The organism is Actinomadura sp. 9N407 (assembly GCF_044326315.1).
In the GTDB taxonomy this organism is placed as follows: Bacteria; Actinomycetota; Actinomycetes; order Streptosporangiales; family Streptosporangiaceae; genus Spirillospora.
The window spans coordinates 22,407-45,019 of the sequence record NZ_JBIRAW010000035.1; the positions used below are offsets into that span (position 1 = coordinate 22,407).

Here is a 22,613-nt window from a genome sequence, read left to right on the forward strand (position 1 = left end):
TCGCGTGACTGCGATCCGAGTGCTCCGCCTGCCGCGGGGACTGGCCGGCGACATCGTGCTGGCGGCCGTGGTGTTCCTGCTCACCGTCGCCACCTCGGCGCTGGCGGCGCAACCCCAGGACCGGGCGCTGTGGCCGGGCGGGGTGGCGCTGATCGCGGTGGTGTCGGCGGCGCTGGCGCTGCGGCGGCGGCATCCGCCGGCGGTGCTGGCGGTGGCGACGCTGGTCACGCCGCTGTACTACCCGCTGGGTTTTCCCGACGGGCCGATCGCGCTGGTGTTCCTGGTGGCGCTGTTCACCACCGCGGTCGAGTCGCGGCTGTGGGTGGCGCTGGGCGCGGTCATCGTGATCAACGCCGGGTTCGTGGTCGTCGGCGCGGTGCGCGGATCGGCCCGGACGTGGAATCCCAGCGCGTTCGTGGACGCCGAGGGTGTCGCCGGGCTCAGTGTGATGCTGCTGGGCACGGTCGCGGCCGGGCACTACGTGCGGACCCGGCGGGCGCTGCTGGCGGCGGCCGAGCTGCGCGCCGCCGAGGCCGAGCGCGACCGTGAGCAGGAGGCCCGGCGCCGCGCGGTGGAGGAGCGGCTGCGGATCGCCCGCGAGCTGCACGACGTGCTGGCGCACCAGATCTCCCTGATCAACGTGCAGGCCGGTGCCGCGCTGCACCGCCGCGACGATCCCGAGCGGGCCTACGCGTCGCTGGAGGCGATCAAGCAGGCCAGCAAGCAGACGCTGCGGGAGCTGCGGGGGGTCCTGGGCGTGCTGCGGCAGGTCGACGAGCCCCACGACGCCGGTGGCGGCGCGGGCGGGCCGGACGCCGCCGGCGAGGGCGGCGGCACGGGCGGGCCGGTGGAGCCCGCCCCGTCGCTGGAGCGGCTGGAGGAGCTGCTGGATCGCGCCCGCGCCGCCGGGCTCCCGGTGCGCCGTACGGGCGGGTTGACCGATGCGGCGCTGGGCGGGTTGCTGGCGCCGCCGGCCGCGCTGGCGGGGTACCGGATCGTGCAGGAGGCGTTGACCAACGCCGTGCGGCACGCGGGAGCGGCGGCGGTCACCGTCGCGATACGGTTCACCGGCGACGACGGCGGTGAGGGTGCGGTGATCGTGCAGATCGACGACGACGGGACCGGCGCGGCCGATCCGGCGGCGGATCCGGCGGCATTGGAGCGCGGCAACGGGCTGCGCGGCATGCGTGAGCGTGCCGCGGCGGTCGGCGGCACGCTCACGGCCGGTCCCTCGCCCGGGGGCGGGTTCCGGGTGCGGGCGCGGCTGCCGGTCGCGGGAGACGGGGCGGGGGAACGGGTGCGGCGAGCAGGGCGAGCGGAGGAGAACACGTGATCCGGGTGGTGCTGGCCGATGACCAGACGCTGGTGCGGGCCGGGTTCCGGTCGATCCTGGAGGGCGAGGACGACATCGAGATCGTCGCCGAGGCCGGGGACGGCGAGGCGGCGGTGCGGCTGGCCGACCAGATGCGCCCCGACGTGGTGCTGATGGACATCCGGATGCCGGTCCTGGACGGCCTGGAGGCCACCCGGCGGATCGTCACCGACCCCCGGCTGGACGGCGTCAAGGTGGTGATCTTGACGACGTTCGATCTGGACGACTACGTCTACGGCGCGATCAAGGCGGGCGCCAGCGGGTTCCTGGTCAAGGACACCGAGCCGACCGAGCTGATCCACGGGGTGCGGGTGGTGGCGCGCGGCGACGCGCTGCTGGCGCCGACCGTGACCCGCCGGCTGATCGCCGAGTTCGCCTCCCGGATCACCGCGCCGCCGCCGGCGGTGGAGCTGAACGCGCTCACCGACCGCGAGCGCGAGGTGCTGGAGCTGGTCGCCGAGGGGCTGTCCAACGACGAGATCGCCGGGCGGCTGGTGCTGTCGCCGGCCACGGCCAAGACCCACGTCAGCCGCATCCTGTCCAAGCTCGGCGCCCGCGACCGCGCCCAGCTGGTGGTCCTGGCCTACGAGACCGGCATGATCCGTCCCGGCTGGCTCGGCTAGCCGCGGCCGGCCCCACCCGGCTTGAGGGGGGCCGCTGCAACCGGGCCGGGCGCGGCGGTGTTCGACTGGATGTGACGGTGACGGACGAGATACACGGCCCCGTACGGCTCGACGCCGTACAGCACGACCCCGTGCGGCAGGATGCCGCACCGGAGCAGGCCGGGCACGGCGAGCAGGACGAGGCCGATCCGGTCGCCGCCGCGGTGGTGACCGCGCTGGCCGGCGACCTCGACGACGGCTTCGCGGCCCTGTACGAGGCCTACCGCGGCACGGTGTTCTCCACCGCGCTGCGGCTGTCGGGGCGGTGGGCCGAGGCCGAGGACCTGTCGGCCGAGGCGTTCCTGCGCGCCTACCGGGCCCTGTGCGGGTACGGGCCCGAGCGGCTGGCCGCCCTCAAGCCCCGCGCCTGGCTGCTGACGATCCTGATGAACCACTGGCGCAACACCCTGCGGTCGGCCGCGCGGCGCCCGCCGCCCGGCCCGCTGGAGGACGCGCCCGACCCGCCCGATCCCGCCGAGGGCGTGGAGTCCGCCGCCGCCCGGCACGAGACGGGCCGTGAGCTGGCCGGGCTGCTGGCCCGGCTCAGCGACGCCCAGCGGGCCGCCGTGGTCCTGCGGCACGTCGCCGATCTGCCCATCACCGAGATCGCCGCCGTGCTGAAACTGCCCGAGGGCACCGTCAAATCGCACATCTCCCGGGGCCTGGCCCGGCTGCGCACGCTGCACTCCACGCAAGGGGGCACCCCATGAACACCGACCACGACACCGGCCCCACCACGGGCCCCGACTTCGGTCACGACTTCACCGACGACGCCGGGCTGGAGGAGGCCCTGGCCGCCCTGGCCGCCGACGCCCCGCCCACCCTGCTGGACCGCGTCGCCGCCCGCCGGATCGCCGTCCCCGGCCCCCTGGAGGACGTGCACGTGGCGTTCACCGACCAGGGCGTGGCGTTCCTGCGCGCCGGCATGGACGAGCGGGCCTTCACCGCCGCCTGGCGGGAACGGTTCGCGCGGCCGCTGCTGCCGGCCACCCGCGCCCCGGCCGGGCTCGAGCCCGCGCTGCGCACCGGGCGGGCCGGCGGGCTGCGGCTGGACCTGCGCGGCCTCAGCGACTTCGAGGCCGCCGTGCTGCGCGCGACCGCCACCATCCCCTGCGGCCAGACCCGCCCCTACGCCTGGGTCGCCCGCCAGGCCGGCAACCCCAAGGCCGTCCGCGCCGCCGGGTCGGCCCTGGGCCGCAACCCCGTACCGCTGCTGATCCCCTGCCACCGCGTCACCCGCTCCGACGGCGCCATCGGCCAGTACGTGTTCGGCGCACCGGCCAAGGAGCGCCTGCTGCGCGCCGAGAACGTCGACCTGGAACGGCTGGCCGCGCTGGCCCGCCGGGGCGTGCACTACCTGGGCAGCGACACCACCGGCGTGTTCTGCCACCCCACCTGCGCCGACGCGCGCCGCATCACCCCCGCGCACCGGCACGGGTTCCGTACCGCCGCCGACGCCCAAGCCGCCGGGTACCGGCCCTGCCTGCACTGCCGCCCCGCTCCGGCCCCCACCGCATGAGGCCGGGCGCGGGCCGTGCGGGGGCGGATCATCCATAGTCAGGGGGCGGATGGTCGGTGACGGGGACCTCGATGTGGCCGGCCGCGCCGCGGCGCACGTGCGCGCGGCCGGCCGTCACCCCCGCCGCCCACGCCTCGAACCTCTCCAGGCCGGGCACCGGCACCGGCACGTCCGCCTCGACCGCGCCGGCGTAGCGGACATCGGACGGCAGGTGCCCGGCGCCGTGCAGGTCCGCCAGGAACCGGCCCGCCAGCGCGTGCTCGACCGCCACGGTCACCGTCACCACCGGCCGCCGCTCCACCAGCCGGGCCGCGTCCACGGCCCCGGCCACCGCCTGCGAGTAGGCGCGCACCAGGCCGCCGGCGCCGAGCTTGGTCCCGCCGAAGTAGCGGGTCACCACCGCCGCGACGTCGGTCAGCCCGCGGTGCACCAGCACCTCCAGCATCGGGATCCCGGCCGTCGAGGAGGGCTCGCCGTCGTCGCCGCTGCGGGTGATCTCGCCGTGCTCGCCGAGCACGTAGGCGGTGCAGTTGTGGGTGGCGTCGCGGTGCGCGCGGCGGTGCCCGGCGATGAACTCCACCGCCTCGGCCTGGTCATGGACGCGGGCGAGCGTGCACACGAACCGGGACCTGCGGGCCTCGAGTTCGTAGGAGACGCTGCCTTGGATCGTGCGCATGGTTGTGGCCCGAGTCTAGGCTGTGTCTCAAAGTCCCGGCCCACGGCGCTCGCCTGACGGCTCGCACCGTGGCAGGGGCGCGGGTCAGCCGCGCGGGTAGGGCCACGGGTTGGCGCGGCATCCGTACAGCGACTTGGTCTGCTGGACCATCACCGGCGCCGGCCGCCCCGGCCCCGGGCACACCCGGTGGCCGTGCCCCAGCGCGTGCCCGACCTCGTGGTTGATCAGGTACTCGCGGTATCCGGCCAGGTCGCGGCCGTAGGGTGGGGCGCCCTGGCCCCACCGGCGCGCGTTGATGACCGAGCGGCCGCCGGCATGGCACGACACCCGGCCGCGGGTGATCAGGGGGCGGCACATGCGGTCGGTCATCGCCGGGCTCGACAGCGACACCCGGAACCGCACCGGCCCGCGCGCCACCCGCGTGAACCGCATCGTCGCGCCGCGGCCCCAGCCGCGCGGATCGTTCAGCACCCGGTGCACCGCGGCGGCGAACCCCGCCGGCGAGAACGGCAGGCCCCGCTCCACCTCCACCAGGTAGCGGACCACCTCGCCCGGCCCCCGGGGCGGGTCGGCCGGCTCGGTGACGACGCCGTACCGGCCGCCGGCCGAGCGCGGCACCGTCACCAGTGGCGGCTGCGGCCGCCCGCCGGCCACCGGCGCGTGCGGGCGCTCGGCCTGAGGTGTGGCCGCGGCCGGGGCGGCCACGCCCGTCGCCGCGGCGTCAGGCCGGGGATGCGGCGCGGCGACCGTCCAGGTCACCAGCCCCGCCGAGGCCACCGCCAGTGCCGCGCCCGCCGCCGCCGGCCAGGGCCGCCGCCCGCGCCGACGGTGGCGCGGTGCCGGTGGCGCGCCGGGCGCGCGGGCAGGCCTGTCCTTGAGTTCCTGCATGCACGCCCCCCGTCGCGACGCGTCCGAAGATCACTTGATGAGCTTCGCGCATCGTAGCCAGGGCCCTGGGGGCGGCCGGGGACCGCGGATTTCGGCGTGCCCTCCCCCACATCGCGCCAAAACCGGCGCCGGCTCCCGGCAGGGGCGGGAGCGGGGCGGGTCAGTCTTCGGAACGTTCCGCGATCATGGGCAGGACGTCGGCGATGGAGGGCAGCACGTGCGTGGGGCTGAACGGGAACCGCCCCACCTCCTCCTTGCGGGTCACCCCCGTCAGCACCAGGATCGTCTCCAGGCCCGCCTCCACGCCCGCCACGATGTCGGTGTCCATCCGGTCGCCGATCATCGCGGTGCACTCGCTGTGCCCGCCGACCCGGTTCAGCGCGGTGCGCATCATCAGCGGGTTGGGCTTGCCGACGAAGTAGGGGTCGACACCGGTCGCCTTGGTGATCATCGCGGCGACCGCGCCGCAGGCCGGCAGCGAGCCCTCGGCCGAGGGCCCGATCGGGTCGGGGTTGGTGGCGATGAACCGCGCGCCCCGCTCGATCAGCCGGATCGCCCGGGTGATCTGGGAGAAGCTGTAGGTGCGGGTCTCCCCCAGCACCACGTAGTCGGGCTCCAGGTCGGTCAGCACGTACCCGGACTCGTGCAGCGCGGTGGTCAGGCCCGCCTCGCCGATGACGTACGCCGAGCCCTCGGGCCGCTGGTCGGCCAGGAACTGCGCGGTCGCCAGCGCCGAGGTCCAGATCGCCTCGACCGGCACGTCCAGGCCGATGGAGGCCAGCCGGGCCGCCAGGTCGCGCCGGGTGTAGATGGAGTTGTTGGTCAGGATGAGGAAGCGTTTGCCGGAGGCCGTCAGCCGCCGGATGAACTCGTCGGCGCCGGGGATCGGCTGCCCCTCATGGACCAGTACCCCGTCCATGTCCGACAGCCAGTACTCGATCGGCTTGCGCTCGGTCATGGGCCCATTCTCGCAGCCCGCCGGGGCCGCCCGGGCACGGGACGCGCGAGAGCGGCGGGCCGGGGGCGTTGACCCGCCGGTGAGACGAACCGTAGATTCGCCTCAATCTTAGAATCGCATTCGGTGACGGAGGTACGTGTTGAAGAGCATCGCCGAGGTCCGCGCCGCGCTGACGGCCGCGGGCGGGCCGTTCGAGATGGACGAGATCGACGTCCGCGGCGTCCGGACCCGCGTGTGGAAGAGCGCGCCGCCGACCCTGCGCGAGGTGCTGGAGGCCTCGCGCGGGCACGGCGACGCCGACTTCCTGGTGTACGAGGACGAGCGCCTCACCTTCGCCGAGCACTACGCGCACGCCGTCACGTTCGCCCGCCGCCTCGTCGACGGCTACGGCGTCGCCAAGGGCGACCGCGTCGCCATCGCCATGCGCAACTTCCCCGAATGGTCGGTGGCGTTCTTCGGCACCGCCCTGGCCGGTGCCGTCGCCGTCCCCCTCAACGCCTGGTGGAGCGCCGCCGAGCTGGAGTACGGCCTGACCGACAGCGGAGCCAAGGTCCTCATCGCCGACGCCCAGCGCGCCGAGCGCCTCGCCGGCGCGCTGCCGCGCCTGGGCGTGCCCGCCGTCGTCGTCCGCGCCGGCGGGGCGCTGCCGGCCGGGGCGCGGGCCTACGAGGAGGTGCTGGGCGAGGTCGACCCGGACGCCGAGCCGCCCGCCGTCGACGTCGGGCCCGAGGACGACGCGACGATCTTCTACACCTCCGGGACCACCGGCCGTCCCAAGGGCGCGCTGGGCAGCCACCGCAACATCACCACCAACCCGATCAGCCTCGCCTACGGGCTGGCCTCGGCCGCGGTCCGCGGCGGCGCGGAGCTGTCGGAGCTGATGGCCCCCCAGCGCCGCGTCACCCTGCTCAGCGTCCCGTTCTTCCACGCCACCGGCTGCCACTCGGTGCTGGTCTCCAGCGCGCTGAACGGCGGCACCGTCGCGCTGATGTACAAGTGGGACGTCGACCAGGCGCTGGCGCTCATCGAGCGCGAGGGCGTCACCGGGTTCGGCGGTGTCCCGACCATGGCCTGGCAGGTGCTGACCTCGCCGAAGTTCGGCGACTACGACACCTCCAGCCTCACCGGCGTCAGCTTCGGCGGCGCGCCCGCCCCGCCGACCCTCGTCGACAAGATCAAGGAGCGGCTGCCCGCCCGTACCCCGGGCAACGGCTACGGCCTCACCGAGACCTCCTCGGTCACCACCTACAACAGCGGCGCCAACTACCTGGAGCACCCCGACAGCGTCGGCCCGCCGGTGGCGGTCTGCGACGTCAAGGTCGTCGGCCCCGGCGGCGAGGAGCTGCCGAACGGGCAGGTCGGCGAGCTGCTCATCAAGGGCCCCAACGTCATCAAGGGGTACTGGGGCAGGCCCGCCGAGACCGCGGCGGCGTTCGCCGGCGGCTGGTTCCACAGCGGCGACCTGGCCCGCGTCGACGACGACGGCTTCGTGTACATCGTCGACCGCGCCAAGGACATGCTGATCCGCGGCGGCGAGAACATCTACTGCGCCGAGGTCGAGGCCGCCCTGTACGAGCATCCCGCCGTCGCCGACTGCGGCGTCATCGGCGTCCCGCACGAGGTGCTGGGCGAGGAGGTCGGCGCCGTCGTGCGGCTGCGGCCCGGCGCGGCCCTCACCAGCGGCGAGCTGCGCGCGTTCCTGGGTGAGCGCATCGCCGCGTTCAAGGTGCCCGCGCACGTGTGGTTCCGCGACCAGGACCTGCCGCGCAACCCCGGCGGCAAGCTCCTGAAGACCCGGCTGCGTGAGGAACTCCTCGGCTGACCCGGCGCCCCCGGCAGGGCCCTGGGGGAAGCGGGGCCGGGAACGCGAGGAGGGCGCGGGGCAGGCGGCCCCGCGCCCTCCCGGGCGGTCCTGCTCAGACGTTGACGCCGAAGTCCGACGCGATGCCCGAAAGGCCCGAGGCGTAGCCCTGGCCGACCGCGCGGAACTTCCACTCCGTGCCGTGCCGGTAGAGCTCGCCGAACACCATCGCGGTCTCGGTCGAGGCGTCCTCGGTCAGGTCGTAGCGCGCGATCTCGGCGTTGTCGGCCTGGTTGACGATCCGGATGAAGGCGTTGCGGACCTGGCCGAAGCTCTGCTGGCGGTTGTCGGCGTCGTAGATCGACACCGGGAACACGATCTTGGCGACCTCCGCCGGAACGGTCGCCAGGTTCACCTTCATCTGCTCGTCGTCGCCCTCGCCCTCACCGGTGAGGTTGTCACCGGTGTGCTCCACCGAACCGTCGGGGCTCTTGAGGTTGTTGAAGAACACGAAGTGCTTGTCCGACAGCACCTTGTTCTCCTGCGAGCACACCAGGGCGCTGGCGTCCAGGTCGAAGTCGCTGCCGGTCGTGGTCCGCACGTCCCAGCCCAGGCCCACCAGGACCGCGGTCAGCCCGGGAGCCTCCTTCGTCAACGAGACGTTGCCGCCCTTGCTCAGACTGACTCCCACTGTGTCTACCTCCGTATCGACTCCGCACGGACGCCTGTCACCCGCACGGCCTGTAACGAGAACGGTAGTCAACCCGCACCGGTTCCCACCGCCGGTTCCGCTACACGGCGCACCAAATCCGCCTCCGCTCACCGTACGGGACCTCCCGCGCCCGCCGCCTCCCCCGCGGCCCCGCCGTCCGGGGCCTTCGCAGGCCCGCGGCGGCCTTCACAGGCCCGGCACGAACGACACCGGCGGCATCACCTCGGGCGGGATGTCCAGCGCGGCGGCCAGCTCCGCGGCCCTGGGCGCCAGCTCCTCGCCTACCCGGCCGCGCAGGTCCCACACCCGCTCCAGCGCCCCCGGCGCCAGCACCCCCTCGTTCAGCAGCCGCCCCGAGCGGCGGTCCATCCACCCCAGCGCGTACAGGGCCAGCAGCGGGCGCAGCAGCGGCGGTCCCGACGCGGCCGCGCCCGCGCAGATCTCCAGCACCATCCGGTCCGCGCACGCCTGCGCGGTACGGGCCGCCGCCACCAGGTTGGCGTTCCAGGCCTCGAAGTCGCCGGCCCCGCCGGCGCGTGCCTCCCGCACCCGCGCGGCCAGGCGGTCGCGCATCCGCGTCTCGCAGGCGGCCGCCATCCGCACCCACTCGCGCGGCTCCAGCGGGTCCCCGCCGCCCGGCGGCTCGGGCTCCACCACCGGCGGCTCGTAGCGGTCCAGGTCGGCCATCGCCCGCGCGGTGTCGAACAGGATCAGCTCGTTGTCGCCGCCGGCGTTCATGTAGGCGTGGGCCAGGCCGCGGTAGGCGTTGAGGCGGTCGGTGGCGGTGAACCCCGGCGCGCCCGCGTGCACCCGGCACATCGACACCGTGTCCTGCGCCTCGGCGGTCGCGGCCGCCTTCAGCAGCGCCAGGTCGCGGTCCACCGCCGACCACGGCGCCCACGCCGTGCTCGGGCCGCCGGCCGGCGCAGGCCCGTCGGCGCCGGTCCTGGCCGCCTTGACCTGCCCGGCCACGGCCGTCAGCGCGTACGCCGAGGCCAGCGCGCCCAGCACCGCCTCGCGCTGGTTGCGGTAGTCGGTCAGCGGACGGCGCGGCGCCAGCCGGCCCAGCGTGGTGCGCCCCGCCGAATGCGCCAGCAGCAGATGCGCCGACGCGCGCGTGATCGCCGCCGACACCGAGATCACCGACCGCCACACCGCCGGGGCGATGCCCATCGAGCGCGTCAGCCGCTGCGCCGGCCCGCCCGCGGGATCGTGGAACGAGCCGTCGGCGCCGATCCGGGCGCCGTCGCGCAGCCACGCCTCGTAGGGCAGCGCCAGCCCGTCCAGCCGTACCGCCGCGTAGTCGACCTGCAGGCCGCTGGTGTCGGGCGCCGCGATGATCGACACGCCGTCGGGCGGGGTGCCGCCGGGCCCGCGCAGCGGCGCCACGAACACGAACACGCCGCGTTCGGCGCCGCCGTGGACGAGGGTGGCGTAGACGGCGGCGGTCTTGGGGACGTCGGGGTGGGCGGTGTTGGTGGGGAATTTCGCGGCCTGCGCGTCGGGGGTGCTCAGCACGAACCCGCCGGTGCCGGGGTCGTGGCGGGCGACGGTACGGGGCGACAGGTGGCTGTTGCTGCGGCCCACCTCGGTCATCAGCAGCGTGCCGAAGGAGTCCATCGACTCCAGGGCCTCGCGGGCCTGCCGGGGGCCCTGCTGGTCGGCGCCGAACCGCAGGATCGGGCCCAGCGCGAGGGTGTAGTGCAGCATCATCACGTGGAACAGCGCCGGGTCGGCGATCGCGGCACGTTCCAGCAGTGCGCACAGCGCCGGCGGGTCCTCCAGCAGTTCGGCGGCGGGCGGTGCCGCGCGGCCGGCCGCGCGCAGCCGCTGGTAGGTCAGGGCCTGGCGCCGGCGCGGGGTGAGGCCGTCGGGCTGGGTGAAGAACGCGCCGGGTACCGCCTCGGCCAGCAGCGCGCGCGTCTTGGCGGTGAGCCGGGGCCCGCGGACGAACGCCAGCAGGTCCGGATCCGGTGGGGGGAAGAGGGGGGTCGTGCCGGTACCCATCGAGGCGCTCCTGTCACGGTCGGGGGGTCGGGCGCGGGGAACGGGGCGTGCCGGGACTCGGGCGGCCTCAGGAGCCGGGGTCGGCGGCCGGTGCGGGTGCCGGAGGCTCGGCGGCCGGGGTCGTGGCGTCGGCCGCGCAGGCGTCCGCGGCGCCGGGGTGCACGGCCGTGGCGGCGGTACGGCGCGGGCGGTCGCGCAGCGGCACCAGGGTCGCCGCCGCCGGGACGGTCAGGCGGGCGCACTGGCACAGCGCGTCGCCCGCCCCGGCCTCGACGAACACCGACGCGCCGGCGGCGTGCACGGCGCGCAGCGTGCCGGGCAGCCGGACCGGCTTGACGATGCAGTCGGCCAGCGCGCGGTGCAGGTCGTCGTCGTCGGTGTAGGCGCGGCCGCGCACCGGCGAGTGCACGGTGATCCTCAGGGGGCGCTGGGGGAAGGCGCGGATGAGGCCGTACCACTCCTGGTCGGCGCCGGCCATGGCCGGATGGTGCGACAGGTAGGGGACGGCGAGGCGTACGGCGCGCACGCCCTGGCCGCGGGCGGTGTCCAGGACCTGTTCCAGGGGGCCGCCGGGGCCGCTGACGACGGTGACCGAGGGGGCGTTGAGGCAGGCGACCACGACCTGGCCGCCGGTGCCGGCGCGGTCGATGAGGGCGCGGGCGCCGTCCTCGCCGGTCTCCAGCAGGCCCAGGCCGCCGCCGGCGCCGCGGCGGGTGAGGACCTCGACCAGGCTGCGGGCCATCCGGGCGCCGTCGGTGACGCTGAAGGCGCCCGCGCAGACCAGCGCGGCGATCTCGCCGAAGCTCTGCCCGACGGCGAAGCCGGGTGTCAGGCCGCAGGCGCGCAGCGAGCGGTCGACGGCCACCGAGGCGGTGTAGGCGGCCAGTTGCGCCACTCCGGGGACGCGGGAGGCGGCGCGGTAGCGGTTGGGGTCCTCCAGCAGGACGGCGCGCATCGAGGGCCAGTCCGGCGGGCGCGGGAGGCCTTCCTGGACGGCGTCCAGGACGTCGTCGACCGCGCAGGCGGCGGCGGGGTCGCGGGCGGCCAGGGTCCGCAGGTCGGGGGGTCCGGCGGAGCCGGTGCCCGGGAACAGCAGGGCGCAGACGTCGTCGGGTTTGAGCTCGGGTGTCCAGCCGAAAGAGAGGGCCACGCGGCTCTCCTTACCTCGAAGGGAGACTCTCTTTGCCGTGCCGATAAAGCGCGCGCCGAACCGCCAAATACGCTCCAAAAGTTGTGGAATGGGATTATTCACGCAATGGATCGGCCTGACAACCGTCCGCAGGGGGGCGGGCCGTTCCCCGGGTGGACCGCCCAGGTCAGGCGGCTGAGGGGTCAGGAGGGACTGGCATGTCCGGTCGGCCGTACGAAGTTCGTCCGAGCACGGAGCAGCAGAGCTGGGCGATCCGCGGTACTGGATCGTTCCTGCCCGCCGAACAGGTCTCCAGCGAGGACCTGTCGCGCGCGATGGGCCTGGAACCGGAGTGGATCGAGCGGCGCACCGGGATCCGCCGCCGGCACGTGGCCGCCGCCGGCGAGGCCGCCTCGGATCTGGCGGCCGGCGCCGCGCGCCGCGCGATGGACGCCGGCGGGCTGCGGCCCGAGGACATCGGGCTGATCGTGCTGGGCACCTCCACGCCCGACGAGCTCGGCCCCTCCACCGCCTGCCGCGTCCAGGCGGCGCTGGGCGCCTGGAACGCGGCCGCGTTCGACGTCGCCGCCGCCTGCACCGGGTTCGTGTACGGGCTGCAGGCCGCCGTGGGCTGGCTGGCCACCCAGCGCGGCGGATCGCCCTACGCCCTGGTCATCGGGGTCGAGGTCTACTCCAAGTTCCTGGACCCCGGTGACCGCGGCACCCGCGCGCTTTTCGGGGACGGCGCCGCGGCCGCCGTCGTCGGGGCCGTCCCCGCCCCGTACGGGATCGGGACGCTCACCCTGGGCTCGGACGGCTCGCGCGCCGGCGACGTGCTCATCCCCGCCGGCGGCAGCCGGATCCCGGCCGGGCCCGCCAGCCTGGCCGCAGGCGGCCACACCATCCGGATGGACGGCCGGGCCGTGCGCGACTTCATCACCGCCGTCTTCCCCCGGCTGGTCGCCGAGGCCACCGAGATCGCCGGCGTCAAGCCGTCCGACCTGGCCCTGGTCGTCCCGCACCAGCCCAACCCCCGCCTGGTCGCCTCGCTGGCGCCCGAGGCGGGACTGGACCCGGCGCAGCTGGTCATCGCCGGGCACGACGTCGGCAACATCGGCGCCGCCAGCCTGCCCTACGCGCTCGACCACGCCGTCCGCACGCGCGGCATCGAACCCGGCGAGCTGGTCCTGCTCGCCGGGTTCGGCGCCGGGCTGACCTGGGGGCACACCGTCATCACCTGGCCGCCCGGCTGACACCTCCACCGGCCGGGCCCGCGCCCGGGCCCGCCCGGGCCCGGGCGTCAGCCCTGCGCCGCTCCGGGCACCAGGTCGCCCGACAGCAGCTTCACCGCGCGGTCCACGTCGTCCTCGCTGGTGCTCAGATGGAACGCGCAGCGCAGCCGCCCGGCCCGGACCGAGGCGACCACCCCGCCCTCGGCCAGCCGCTCGGCCGTGCCCTCCCGTACCGCCAGCGACACGATCGCCGAATCGCCCGGCGGCAGCCCCAGGCCCTCCCGGAACCGCCCGGCCAGCGCCACGTTGTGCGCGTGGACCGGCTCGACCCCCACCCGGGCCAGCAGTTCCAGGGCCGGGGCGTGACCCACCCAGCACTGCCACGCCGGCGACAGGTCCAGCCGGCGCGCGTCGGAGGCCAGCCGCAGCGGCGCCCCGTACACCGAGTCCCAGACGTCGGCGCCGGCGTACCAGCCGGCGCCGACCGCCGGCAGCGTCGCCAGCGCCTCCTCCGTGCCCGCCAGGAAGCACGTGCCGCGCGGGCCCAGCAGCCACTTGTAGCCGCCGCACACCAGGAAGTCGACCTCGGCGGCCGGCAGCGGCAGCCAGCCCGTCGCCTGCGTGCTGTCCAGCAGCACCCGGGCCCCGTGCCCGCGGGCGGCGGCGATCAGGTCCCGCATCGGCGCGATCCGGCCGTCGGCCGACTGCACCGCCGACACCGCCACCAGCCCGACGCCGCCGTCGACGGCCTCGGCGATCCGCTCCAGCGGCACCGACCGCACCACCAGGTCGGGGCGGGCCAGGAACGGGAACAGCAGCGAGGTGAAGTCGCCGTCGGCCACCAGCACGGTCGTGCCCGCCGGCAGCGACGCCGCCACCAGGCCGACGAAGTACGACACCTGCGGGCCGACCGCGATCCGCTCGGCCGGCAGCCCTGCCAGCCGCCCGAACGCCGCCCGGCAGCGCGCCACCGCCTCGTCCAGCTCCGGCATCCTCAGCAGCCCCGCCGCCCGGTCCCGCTCGGCCGCCAGCATCGCCTCGTGCGCCGCGCGCGGCGGCAGCCCGTAGGTGGCGGTGTTGAGGTACGCCACCCGCGCGGTGAACTCCCGCCGTGCCCGCGTGATCGAGATATCGCCCATGCCCCGATCATCGCCGCCCGCCGCCCGCGGCACAAAGGATTACCGGCGGTTCCAGGGGCCGGTGATGGCGAACGTCGTGCCCGGGTCGTAGACGTTGAGGAACATCGTGCCGGCGTCCGGGGAGAACGTCACCCCGGCGAACTCGCCCCACTCCGGCTCCTGCTCGGTGCCGATGTTCTGCCGGTTGCGGGCCAGCGTGTACACCTTCCGGCCGCGGGTGACGCCGTACACGAACTGCGCGCCGCCGCCGTCCTCGCACACCATCAGCCCGCCCTGCGGCGCCAGCGCGATGTTGTCGGGCGACTCCCCCGGGGTGTTCACATCGGTGCCGGGGCCGAACACCACGACCAGCGTGAGGCGGCGCGCGCGCGGCTCGTAGGACCACACCTGGCCGAAGTGGTCGGCCTGCGAGCCCTCGCTCTTGCGCGCGAAGCTGGTCACGAAGTAGACGCGGTCGGCGCCCCAGTAGCAGCCTTCGAGCTTCTGCCCGTGGGTGACGCCGCCCGGCCCGAAGTCCTGCAGGCGGATGGGCGTCTCCTTGGCCAGCGGATCGGGCACGCGCACCCACTGCACGTCGCCGAACGAGGCGCCCGGCTCCTGGACGGCGGCCAGGTCGGGCACGCCCGGCACGCGCATCGCCTCCAGGCGGCCGCCGGCGCGCAGGCTGCCGGCACCGCCGCGTGGCCTGCGCGGCAGGAAGCGGTAGAACAGCCCGAACGGGGCGTCGAAGGCGTCCTCGGTCTCGTACACCGCGCCGTCGCGCGGGTCGATCGCCACCGCCTCGTGCTGGAAGCGCCCCATCGCCGTCAGCGGCACGGGATCCAGGCGGCGGGACGGGTCGACCTCGAAGACGAAGCCGTGGTCCTTGGTGTAGCCGTTGGTGCCGGCCTTGTCCTCGTTCTCCTCGCAGGTCAGCCAGGTGTTCCAGGGCGTGGGGCCGCCCGCGCAGTTGACCGCCGTGCCGGCGATGCCGACCCGCTCGGTGCGGACGCGGCCGTCGCGGCCGACCTCCAGGACGGTGCAGCCGCCCTTGCCCTCGGGGTCGTAGGTCAGGCCCTTGACCGCCGGGACGCGGATCTCGACGTCGGGGCGGTTCTCGTGGTTGCGCACCAGCCGGACCCGGCCGCCCCGGCCGCCGAACGCGGCCATGCCGTCGTGGTTGCTGGGCACCGGCCCCTCGCCCGAGCGCATCGGCTCGCCCTCGCGCGACAGGATCCGGTACCGGAAGCCGCGCGGGAGGTCCAGGATCCCGTCCGGGTCGGGGACCAGCGGCCCGTAGCCCGCGGTGCCGCCCACCTGGGCCGCCGCGGCGCTGCCGGCGAACAGCTGGTCCACCGCCCCGGCGAAGGCGATCCCGGCGCCGGCCGCACCGCCTCCGGCCAGGATCTGACGTCGCGTAACAGTCATGGTGCCTCCTTGCGCCCGGCTGTAACAGCCTGTTTGTAACACATGCCACATTCCAGGGGAACCATGCCGGGCCCTCCGGTGATCAGGGGGCGGGCGCGCCGGCACAGTTACCGAACAGCCGTTCACGAACATCGGAGAGGGGACCGTGGCGCGCCCGCGAACCACCAGCGACGAGGCCATCCTGCACGCCGCCGCCCGCGCGCTGGGCGGCCTCGGCCCCGCCCGGCTCACCCTGAGCGCCGTCGCCCGGGAGGCCGGGCTGGCCCCCGCGACCCTCGTCCAGCGGTTCGGGTCCAAGCGCGGCCTCCTGCTGGCACTGGCCCGCCAGGCCGAGCCCGGCGCCCGCCTGCACTTCCAGCGCGCCCGCGCCGAGCACGCCGGGGGCGCCGGGCCGCTGGAGGCGATGAAGGCCGCGCTGGCCGGCATGGCCGCGGCGGTCCGGACCCCCGAGGAGATGGCCAACAACCTGGCCTTCCTGCAGCTGGACCTGGCCGACCCCGAGTTCCGCGAGCCCGCCGCCGCGCACGCCCGCACCGTCGGCCGCGAGATCGCCGGACTGCTGGAGCAGGCCATCGCGGCCGGCGCCCTCACCGCCGGCACCGACACCGCCGCGCTGGCCCGCGCGGTTCAGATCACCTACAACGGCGTGCTGATCCTGTGGGCCCTGGACGGGGACGGCGACCTGGTCCAGGGCCTGCGCGAGGACCTGGACCGGCTGCTGGCCCCGTACCGGACCGCCTGATCATCAGGCGCGCAGGCAGAGGCAGAACGGGTGCCCCGCCGGGTCGGTGAGCACCCGCCACCGCTCGCCGCCGGGCTGGAACTCCGGCACCCCGGCCCCGGCCTCGCACGCCGCCGCCTCGGCCTTGTCCAGGTCCTCGACATAGAAGTCCAGGTGGTACTGCTGCGGCCGGTCCGCGCCCGGCCACTGCGGCGGGCGGTGGTCGGCGACCCCCTGGAAGAACACGTTCACGCCGCCGGGCAGGGTCACCGAGGCGTACTCGTCACTGGTGTAGGTGACCTCCCCGCCCGTCAGCCCGCTGTAGAACGTCGCGAGCGCGGGCGGCTGCGCGCAGTCGATGTTGACGGCGATGAACTCGGCGATGGCCGGCATGGAACGCTCCTGCTGTGTATGCGTGTGTGGTGTGCCTGATCGGCAGTGGCCATCCTGCCGCCTGTACCTGTCACCTCCTGTCAGGTACGCGCGGAAGGATTCACGATTCCTCGCCGGCGGCGCGCACCAGCCGCGTCCCGAGGTCCCGCAGGCGCGCGGCCAGCTCGGGCGGCTCCCGTACGGTGAACTCCAGCTCCAGGAACGCGATCCGCAGCGCCGTCCACTCCAGGGAGTCGGCCGAGGTGCGCAGCGTGCAGGTGCGCTCGTCCACCGGCTCCACCTCCGCCTCCGTCACCCGGAACCGGTCGGCCAGCACCGACGCCGGCGCGTGCACCGTCAGCACCGCCCGCGCGGCGGGCCGCGAGGCCGCCAGCGACCGCTTGACGAACGCGGCGGCGTCCTCGGCCGGCAGCTCGCGCGGCGCCGACCGCACCCCCGTCGCCAGCGGATCTGCCAGCCGGTCCACGCGGAACGTCCGCCAGTCCCCGCGATCGGTGTCCCAGGCGACCAGGTACCAGCGGCGCCCCGCCGACACCAGGCCGTAGGGCTCCACCAGGCGGCGGCTGTACGAGTCGTCCTTGGCGCGGTAGGCGAACCGCAGCCGCTCGCGGTCCCGGCACGCCGCCGCCAGGACGGTCAGCGTCCCGGGCGCCACGCTCGGCCCCGCCGGCGGCCCCGCGATCGGCATCGTCGCGGTGTGCACCGCGTTCACCCGCCGCCGCAGCCGGCCGGGCAGCACCTGCTCCAGCTTGGCCAGCGCCCGCACCGACGACTCCTCGATCCCCTGCACCCCGCCGCCGGCCGCCGCGCCGCGCAGGCCCAGCGCGATCGCCACCGCCTCCTCATCGTCGAGCAGCAGCGGCGGCATCGCCGTCCCCGCCTCCAGCCGGTACCCGCCGGCGGTCCCCAGCTCGGCGTGCACCGGATAGCCCAGGCCGCGCAGCCGCCCGACATCGCGGCGCACGGTACGGACCGTGACCTCCAGTCGTTCCGCCAGCTCAGGGCCGCTCCACTCGCGCCGGGTCTGCAACAGCGACAGCAGCCGCAGCAGCCGCGCCGAGGTATCGCTCACCCTGCCAGTATCGCCGCGATCCAGGACCGTTCCCGTCCTCCTTGCGGCCCGGCCGCGGTGAACTTTGGTCTATCGGCCATCGCTTTTGGGCTGATGCCGTGCCCGGCCGCCTCCGTCCATGCTGGGAGAAAGGCACGCACCATCAGCAGGGGGACCGAACCGATGGCCGGCACCGCCCAGGGACGCTGGACGCTCGAACACGACGGCCGGCTGCTCGAAGCCGACGCCCCGCCGCCGCGCCTGACCGGCGGCGGCCGCGAACTGCGGCTGTACGTCGACGGCGACCTGGTGGCCACCAAGGCCACCTCGAGCAAGAAGGCCAAGCTCACCCACGAGGACCTCACGGTACGGGCCACCTGGGACTGGCGCGGTGAGCTGAGCAACTGCGCGCTGGTCCCGGCCCGAACCGAAGCCGACATCAAGGACGCCAAGGACCTCAAGGAGCTGATCGACAAGTCCGGCGAGACCTGGTTCACCCCGCCCGAGGGCAGCCGCGCCGCCCGCCGCGAGCGGCTGGCCCGCCGCCACCCCCGGCTGTACGCCTCGCGGCACGTCGCCCTGGCCGCCGCCCGGGTGCTGCTCCCGCTGCTGGGCATCGCCGCCCTCATCAAGATCCCCAAACCGCACATCGACCTGCCCGACATCGACCTGCCCGGCATCCCGCGGCCCCGGATCCCCTGGCCCGACATCGACCTGCCCTCGATCCCGCTGCCCGACCTGCCCGACGTCACCCTCCCCGGCTGGCTCCAGGCGATCGTGCAAACCGCCAAGTACTGGGGCCCGATCCTGGCCGCCGTCGGCCTCGCCGTACAGGAGCACGAACGCCGGAAGAAGCAGCGCCAGAAGGCCGCCGAACGCGCCGCCGCCAAGGAGGCGGAGAAGGCGGAGAAGGCCGTGAAGGCCGGCGAGCCCGAGACCGCACAGCAGCGGGAGACCGGCGAGGAGCCGGAGACCGGGACCGGGGCCGAACGGCCCGGGAAGGCCGCCGGCCGCGGCTGACGGTCAGCCGCTCAGCAGCGCGAACAGGCCCGCGCACGTCAGGACGACCATGACCGCCGCGATCGGGAGCTGGCCACGCAGGGTCCGGCCCGGCGGCTGGGTGCGCAGGGCCAGGTCGTGCGCGGCGATGGTGGCCGCGATGTGGCCCAGCACGATCGCGTTCACCTGGACCTGCGCGGTCAGCGTCGGCCCCGCCAGGTCGTGGTCGACGCGGTTGCCGGTCGATCCCAGCAGGTTCAGGCCCGTACCGAACGGGTCGCTGGCCAGGATGAACGTCATCTGCCCCTCCAGCACCAGGAACGAGAAGTAGTGCGCGAGGGTGTAGCCGAGCGCGATGGGCAGCAGCGTGGCGGCGAACCTCCCCGGGACCTGGCGCGGGTCCTCGCCCGTCAGCGCGGCACTGGCCCGGGTCGCGGCCACGTACAGGACGGCGACGGCCGCGATGCAGCCGGCCAGGCCCAGGGTGCCGGCGAGCAGGCTCGCAGGATCGACGCTGTCGCGCCAGAACGTGGTGCGCGTGATGCCGTCGAAGCCGGTCGAGCCGATGAGCACGCACGCGGCCGCGACCAGCCCCGGCTCGGCGGCGCCCCGCATGATCCCGGTCAGCGGCGTGCGCAGCACCAGGACGCCGTCGTCGCGGCGGCCCAGCGGGCACAGCCGGGCCAGCAGGCTGGAGTACGCCTCGAAGCCGTCCCCGCGCGTGAACCACTCGCGCCCGTACACCAGCGCCATCCCCACGTTGACCAGCCCGTACGCCAGGATGAGCACGCCGACCAGGCGGGGATCGGAACGGTCGGGGGCCACCAGCTCCAGCCACACGAACGCGGTCAGCCATCCCGCCGCCGGCCAGTACCCGAGCCGGTCCGGCAGGGGCCGGTGCCCTTGCGCGCCGGTTCCGGTGAGGCGGGCGAGGGCGGCGTGCACGGTACGGAGCGGGTTGACGCGCCGCCAGACCGGCCCCAGCAGGACGCTCGCCGGCACGAGCCCGACCCAGAACGTCACGTACAGCGCCCAGGGCGCCAGGTTCGCCTTGTCGCCGGGCGGCCCGAAGAACGCGATCACCACCACCAGGACCGCCGCGACCAGCGCCAGTGCCCGCGCCGCGGCCGTCAAGGCCGAGGAGTCCAGGAATCGGGCCAGGCCGGCGGGCAGCGGGCGGCCGCCGTCCGGGCGCAGGCGCGGCCGTTTCCAGGCCACCGTCAGCGCCAGGAACGAGGCCGCCACGGCCGTCCCGCCACCGACGATGGCGGCGACGGCGTCCAGCGGCAGGTCGGTGCGCCCGCCGAGCCCGTGTGCCAGGACCTGCACCGCTCAGCTCACCTGCAGTTCGAGCACGCGGGCGCCGGAGTGGTGCAGCTCGACCTCGAACACGCCCGGGGTGTCGGCGACCAGCCCCAGCGTGGCCTTCTTGCCGGGCTCCAGTGCGAGCGTGCGGTCGTAGCCGTGCACGTGCAGCTCGTCGGCGGTGTCGCTGGTGACGGTGATCCGTACGGTGCCGCCCTGGCGCACCTTGACCCGCCCGGACGGTGTGCCGACCTTGCCCTTCCGGACGGTGACCTGGATGTCGGTCCCGTCGGGATCGGGCGAGGCCGAGGAGGTCCCGCCCGATGCCGAGGGCGTGGCGGAGGGGCCGGGGGCCGCCGGCTCGCCGCATCCGGCCACCACCAGCGTTCCCGCGGCCACCGCCGCCACCAGGGTCCGTCGCATGGTTCTCCTTCCCGCGTGGTGTCCGACACCACAGAACGTGACACTAGACAATGACACATTAGAAAATGACATACTCCGGCCGGGGCGGAGTTTGTACCCCGATTTGACGGCAATAGGAGCATCCGTGTGGGATCCGATGACGAGCAGCGGCCACGGCGCCGCGCTGTGGCTCGCCGCGCAACCCGTCCAGTCCCTGGAGCAGGAGGCCAAGCCGGCGGGCGGCGCGGCACTGGACCAGATCATCATCGCCTCGGGCGGGGCGGCCCTGCTGACCGCCGTGGTGCTCGTCCTGGGCTGGGGGCACCGCACCGGCCGGATCACCCTGCTCACCCGGCTGGCCGCGCTGGCCGAACGCGGACCGGGCCGCGGCCTGCCCGGCTGGGCCGCCCTGCCCACCACGCTGTCGCTGCTGTCCCTGCTCACCGCCCTGCTCGGGATGTACTGGGACATCTCCCTGCACATCTCGCACGGCCGTGACGAGGGGCCGCTGGCCAACATCGCGCACTACCCGATCCTCATCGGGCTGTTCGGCATCTTCACCGCCGGCGTGCTGGCGATGGCCCTGCCCAAGGGCGAGCACCCCGGCCGCGCCGCCGTCCGGATCACCCGCGACTGGTACGCCCCCACCGGCGGCGTCCTGCTGGCCGGCGCCGGCTTCTACGCCCTGCTCGGCTTCCCCCTCGACGACGTCTGGCACCGCATCTTCGGCCAGGACGTCACGCTGTGGGGCCCCACCCACCTGATGCTCATCGGCGGCGCCGGCCTCTCGCTGATCGCCATGATGATCCTGGAGCGCGAGGGCCGCCGCGCCTGGACGGGCCCCGCCGGCGACCGGCCGTCCGCCCTGGTCTCCTACGTGCGGCGCGGCATGCACGCGGGCGGCCTGCTGATCGGCCTGTCGGTGTTCCAGGCCGAGTACGACTTCGGCGTCCCCCAGTTCCGGCTGGTGCACCAGCCGCTGCTGATCGCCCTGGCCGCCGGCTGCGCGCTGGTCGCCGCCCGCCTGTGGGTCGGCCGCGGCGGCGCGGTCTTCGCGGTCACGTTCTACATGCTGGTCCGCGGCGGCGTCTCACTCCTGGTCGGCCCCGAGGTGATCGGCGAGCTGTGGGCCTCGGTCCCGCTCTACTTCGCCGAGGCGCTGTGCGTCGAGATCGCCGCGCTGGCGCTGGCCCGCCGCCCGCTCGCGCTCGGCGCGGTCTCCGGCGTGCTGATCGGCACCGCCGGGTTCGGCGCCGAGTACGCCTGGTCGCAGGCCGCGTTCCGGCTCCCCTGGACCGGCGACATCCTCGCCGAAGGCATGATCATGGCGGTGGCCGGCGGCGTCGCCGGCGGCCTGTGCGGCGCCCTGCTCGCCGAGGGACTGGAGGGCCGCCTGCCCCGTCCCGCCGTGGCCCGCACCGCCTTCGCCGTGGCGATCGCCGGCGTCGCCGCGGCCGTGGCCAACGGGCTGCTCATCACCGTCCCCCAGGACGTGCGCGCCACCGTCGCGCTCACCGGCGTCCAGGGCGACGCCGCGCACCGTACCGCGCACGCCCGGATCACCTTCGACCCCGCCACGGCCCTCGACGACCCCGCCTGGATCGCCATCACCGGCTGGCAGGGCCAGGGCCTGCACGTCGAACCCCTGATCAGGGAGGGCGACGGCGTCTACCGCACCAGCGCCCCCATGCCCCTGCACGGCGACTGGAAGACCCTGATCCGCCTGCACGACGGCCGCTCGCTCGCCGGCGTCCCGATCTACATGCCCGCCGACGCCGCCATCGGCGCCCCCGAACTGGCCGCCCCCGCGAACTTCACCCGCTCCGTCCAGAGCGAGAAGCTCATCCTGCAGCGCGAACTCAAGACCGGCGTGCCCGGCTGGCTGTGGCTGGCCTCCTCCTCGGTGGTGCTGCTGTGCACCCTCGCCCTCATCCTCGCCCTGGGCTGGGGTACGGCACGCGTCTCCCGGCTGCTGCCCCGCGAGACCTCCGCCGCCGCCACCGAGACGACGGAGAAGGTCACGACATGAGCCCTGCCGTGGACGGGATCCTGGCCACCCACCCGATCGTCAGCGCCATCCCGTTCTTCGTCCCCACCTTCATCGTCGCCGCCGTCATCGCCGTCATCATCTGGCGCGACCGCCACCACGACGACGACGAACCGGCCACCCGTCCCGAGGACACCGAGGACACCAGGGAGACCGAGGACACCGGGGACACCGCCCGCAGACCCGGCTGAAA

Annotated in this window: 22 protein-coding genes; 10 read left to right on the plus strand and 12 right to left on the minus strand. The window is 75.0% G+C overall.

The features are described 5' to 3' along the window. The first annotated feature begins 4 nt into the window (after positions 1-4). The 4 genes from ACH34Q_RS38255 to ACH34Q_RS38270 all read left to right on the plus strand — a co-directional run bounded on the left by ACH34Q_RS38255 (position 5) and on the right by ACH34Q_RS38270 (position 3,553). The gene (locus ACH34Q_RS38255) at positions 5-1,333 is read left to right on the plus strand and encodes a sensor histidine kinase (RefSeq protein WP_395988070.1); all 1,329 of its coding nucleotides are present in this window, start codon (positions 5-7) and stop codon (positions 1,331-1,333) included. Further along, positions 1,330-1,995, plus strand: coding sequence for a response regulator (locus ACH34Q_RS38260; RefSeq protein ID WP_395988071.1), 666 nt, complete (start codon positions 1,330-1,332; stop codon positions 1,993-1,995). The genes ACH34Q_RS38255 and ACH34Q_RS38260 overlap by 4 nt, the downstream gene beginning before the upstream one ends. A gap of 77 nt (positions 1,996-2,072) precedes the next feature. Continuing rightward, positions 2,073-2,744: an RNA polymerase sigma factor gene (locus tag ACH34Q_RS38265; RefSeq protein WP_395988072.1), complete on the plus strand. Its 672-nt coding sequence runs from the start codon at positions 2,073-2,075 to the stop codon at positions 2,742-2,744. Then, a complete protein-coding gene (locus ACH34Q_RS38270; protein ID WP_395988073.1) occupies positions 2,741-3,553 on the plus strand; it encodes a methylated-DNA--[protein]-cysteine S-methyltransferase in 813 nt (270 codons plus the stop codon). Before ACH34Q_RS38265 ends, ACH34Q_RS38270 begins: the two co-directional genes overlap by 4 nt. 28 nt (positions 3,554-3,581) lie before the next feature. Here ACH34Q_RS38270 and ACH34Q_RS38275 read toward each other — a convergent pair whose 3' ends face one another. The 3 genes from ACH34Q_RS38275 to ACH34Q_RS38285 form a co-directional block, all read right to left on the minus strand. Beyond that, positions 3,582-4,229 (minus strand): IMPACT family protein, encoded by a 648-nt coding sequence (locus ACH34Q_RS38275; RefSeq protein ID WP_395988074.1) that lies wholly within the window; start codon positions 4,227-4,229, stop codon positions 3,582-3,584. 84 nt (positions 4,230-4,313) lie between these two features. Further along, a complete protein-coding gene (locus tag ACH34Q_RS38280; protein WP_395988075.1) occupies positions 4,314-5,117 on the minus strand; it encodes a DUF3152 domain-containing protein in 804 nt (267 codons plus the stop codon). Positions 5,118-5,277: 160 nt separating this feature from the next. After that, entirely contained in the window at positions 5,278-6,075 is a 798-nt protein-coding gene (locus tag ACH34Q_RS38285) for an HAD-IIA family hydrolase (RefSeq protein WP_395988076.1), read from the minus strand. 136 nt (positions 6,076-6,211) lie between these two features. Here ACH34Q_RS38285 and ACH34Q_RS38290 point away from each other — a divergent pair, with 136 nt between their 5' ends. After that, complete coding sequence (locus tag ACH34Q_RS38290) at positions 6,212-7,897, plus strand: class I adenylate-forming enzyme family protein (RefSeq protein ID WP_395988077.1); 1,686 nt, start codon at positions 6,212-6,214, stop codon at positions 7,895-7,897. A 94-nt stretch (positions 7,898-7,991) separates the two neighbouring features. Here the strand turns inward: ACH34Q_RS38290 and ACH34Q_RS38295 are convergent, their stop codons facing one another. The 3 genes from ACH34Q_RS38295 to ACH34Q_RS38305 all read right to left on the minus strand — a co-directional run bounded on the left by ACH34Q_RS38295 (position 7,992) and on the right by ACH34Q_RS38305 (position 11,745). After that, positions 7,992-8,567 carry a TerD family protein gene (locus ACH34Q_RS38295; RefSeq protein WP_395988078.1) on the minus strand — a complete coding sequence of 192 codons (576 nt, stop codon included), beginning with the start codon at positions 8,565-8,567 and terminating at the stop codon, positions 7,992-7,994. 207 nt (positions 8,568-8,774) lie between these two features. After that, a complete protein-coding gene (locus ACH34Q_RS38300) occupies positions 8,775-10,595 on the minus strand; it encodes an acyl-CoA dehydrogenase (RefSeq protein WP_395988079.1) in 1,821 nt (606 codons plus the stop codon). Between the two features lie 67 nt (positions 10,596-10,662). Continuing rightward, positions 10,663-11,745 carry an ACP S-malonyltransferase gene (locus ACH34Q_RS38305; RefSeq protein WP_395988080.1) on the minus strand — a complete coding sequence of 361 codons (1,083 nt, stop codon included), beginning with the start codon at positions 11,743-11,745 and terminating at the stop codon, positions 10,663-10,665. Positions 11,746-11,942: 197 nt separating this feature from the next. Here ACH34Q_RS38305 and ACH34Q_RS38310 point away from each other — a divergent pair, with 197 nt between their 5' ends. After that, positions 11,943-12,977 (plus strand): 3-oxoacyl-ACP synthase III family protein, encoded by a 1,035-nt coding sequence (locus ACH34Q_RS38310; protein WP_395988081.1) that lies wholly within the window; start codon positions 11,943-11,945, stop codon positions 12,975-12,977. Positions 12,978-13,024: 47 nt separating this feature from the next. On the opposite strand, the gene ACH34Q_RS38315 is transcribed toward ACH34Q_RS38310, so the two are convergent. Then, complete coding sequence (locus ACH34Q_RS38315; RefSeq protein ID WP_395988082.1) at positions 13,025-14,095, minus strand: aminotransferase class V-fold PLP-dependent enzyme; 1,071 nt, start codon at positions 14,093-14,095, stop codon at positions 13,025-13,027. A gap of 39 nt (positions 14,096-14,134) precedes the next feature. After that, a complete protein-coding gene (locus tag ACH34Q_RS38320; protein ID WP_395988083.1) occupies positions 14,135-15,502 on the minus strand; it encodes an alkaline phosphatase PhoX in 1,368 nt (455 codons plus the stop codon). A 145-nt stretch (positions 15,503-15,647) separates the two neighbouring features. On the opposite strand from ACH34Q_RS38320, the gene ACH34Q_RS38325 reads away from it, so the two are divergent. Continuing rightward, positions 15,648-16,244, plus strand: a complete 597-nt coding sequence (locus ACH34Q_RS38325) for a TetR/AcrR family transcriptional regulator (protein ID WP_395988084.1) — start codon at positions 15,648-15,650, stop codon at positions 16,242-16,244. Positions 16,245-16,247: 3 nt separating this feature from the next. Here ACH34Q_RS38325 and ACH34Q_RS38330 read toward each other — a convergent pair whose 3' ends face one another. Both ACH34Q_RS38330 and ACH34Q_RS38335 read right to left on the minus strand, forming a co-directional pair. Continuing rightward, positions 16,248-16,616, minus strand: coding sequence for a VOC family protein (locus tag ACH34Q_RS38330; RefSeq protein ID WP_395988085.1), 369 nt, complete (start codon positions 16,614-16,616; stop codon positions 16,248-16,250). A gap of 100 nt (positions 16,617-16,716) precedes the next feature. Then, the gene (locus ACH34Q_RS38335; protein WP_395988086.1) at positions 16,717-17,688 is read right to left on the minus strand and encodes a helix-turn-helix transcriptional regulator; all 972 of its coding nucleotides are present in this window, start codon (positions 17,686-17,688) and stop codon (positions 16,717-16,719) included. A gap of 162 nt (positions 17,689-17,850) precedes the next feature. Between ACH34Q_RS38335 and ACH34Q_RS38340 the strand changes: the two genes are divergently transcribed. Further along, complete coding sequence (locus tag ACH34Q_RS38340) at positions 17,851-18,687, plus strand: hypothetical protein (RefSeq protein WP_395988087.1); 837 nt, start codon at positions 17,851-17,853, stop codon at positions 18,685-18,687. A gap of 3 nt (positions 18,688-18,690) precedes the next feature. On the opposite strand, the gene ACH34Q_RS38345 is transcribed toward ACH34Q_RS38340, so the two are convergent. Together ACH34Q_RS38345 and ACH34Q_RS38350 are read right to left on the minus strand one after the other, a co-directional pair. Next, positions 18,691-19,995, minus strand: a complete 1,305-nt coding sequence (locus ACH34Q_RS38345) for a hypothetical protein (protein ID WP_395988088.1) — start codon at positions 19,993-19,995, stop codon at positions 18,691-18,693. Between the two features lie 3 nt (positions 19,996-19,998). Next, a complete protein-coding gene (locus ACH34Q_RS38350) occupies positions 19,999-20,394 on the minus strand; it encodes a hypothetical protein (protein ID WP_395988089.1) in 396 nt (131 codons plus the stop codon). Between the two features lie 124 nt (positions 20,395-20,518). On the opposite strand from ACH34Q_RS38350, the gene ACH34Q_RS38355 reads away from it, so the two are divergent. Then, the gene (locus tag ACH34Q_RS38355) at positions 20,519-22,402 is read left to right on the plus strand and encodes a hypothetical protein (protein ID WP_395988090.1); all 1,884 of its coding nucleotides are present in this window, start codon (positions 20,519-20,521) and stop codon (positions 22,400-22,402) included. Continuing rightward, the gene (locus ACH34Q_RS38360) at positions 22,399-22,611 is read left to right on the plus strand and encodes a hypothetical protein (protein WP_395988091.1); all 213 of its coding nucleotides are present in this window, start codon (positions 22,399-22,401) and stop codon (positions 22,609-22,611) included. Before ACH34Q_RS38355 ends, ACH34Q_RS38360 begins: the two co-directional genes overlap by 4 nt. Positions 22,612-22,613: the final 2 nt, after the last annotated feature.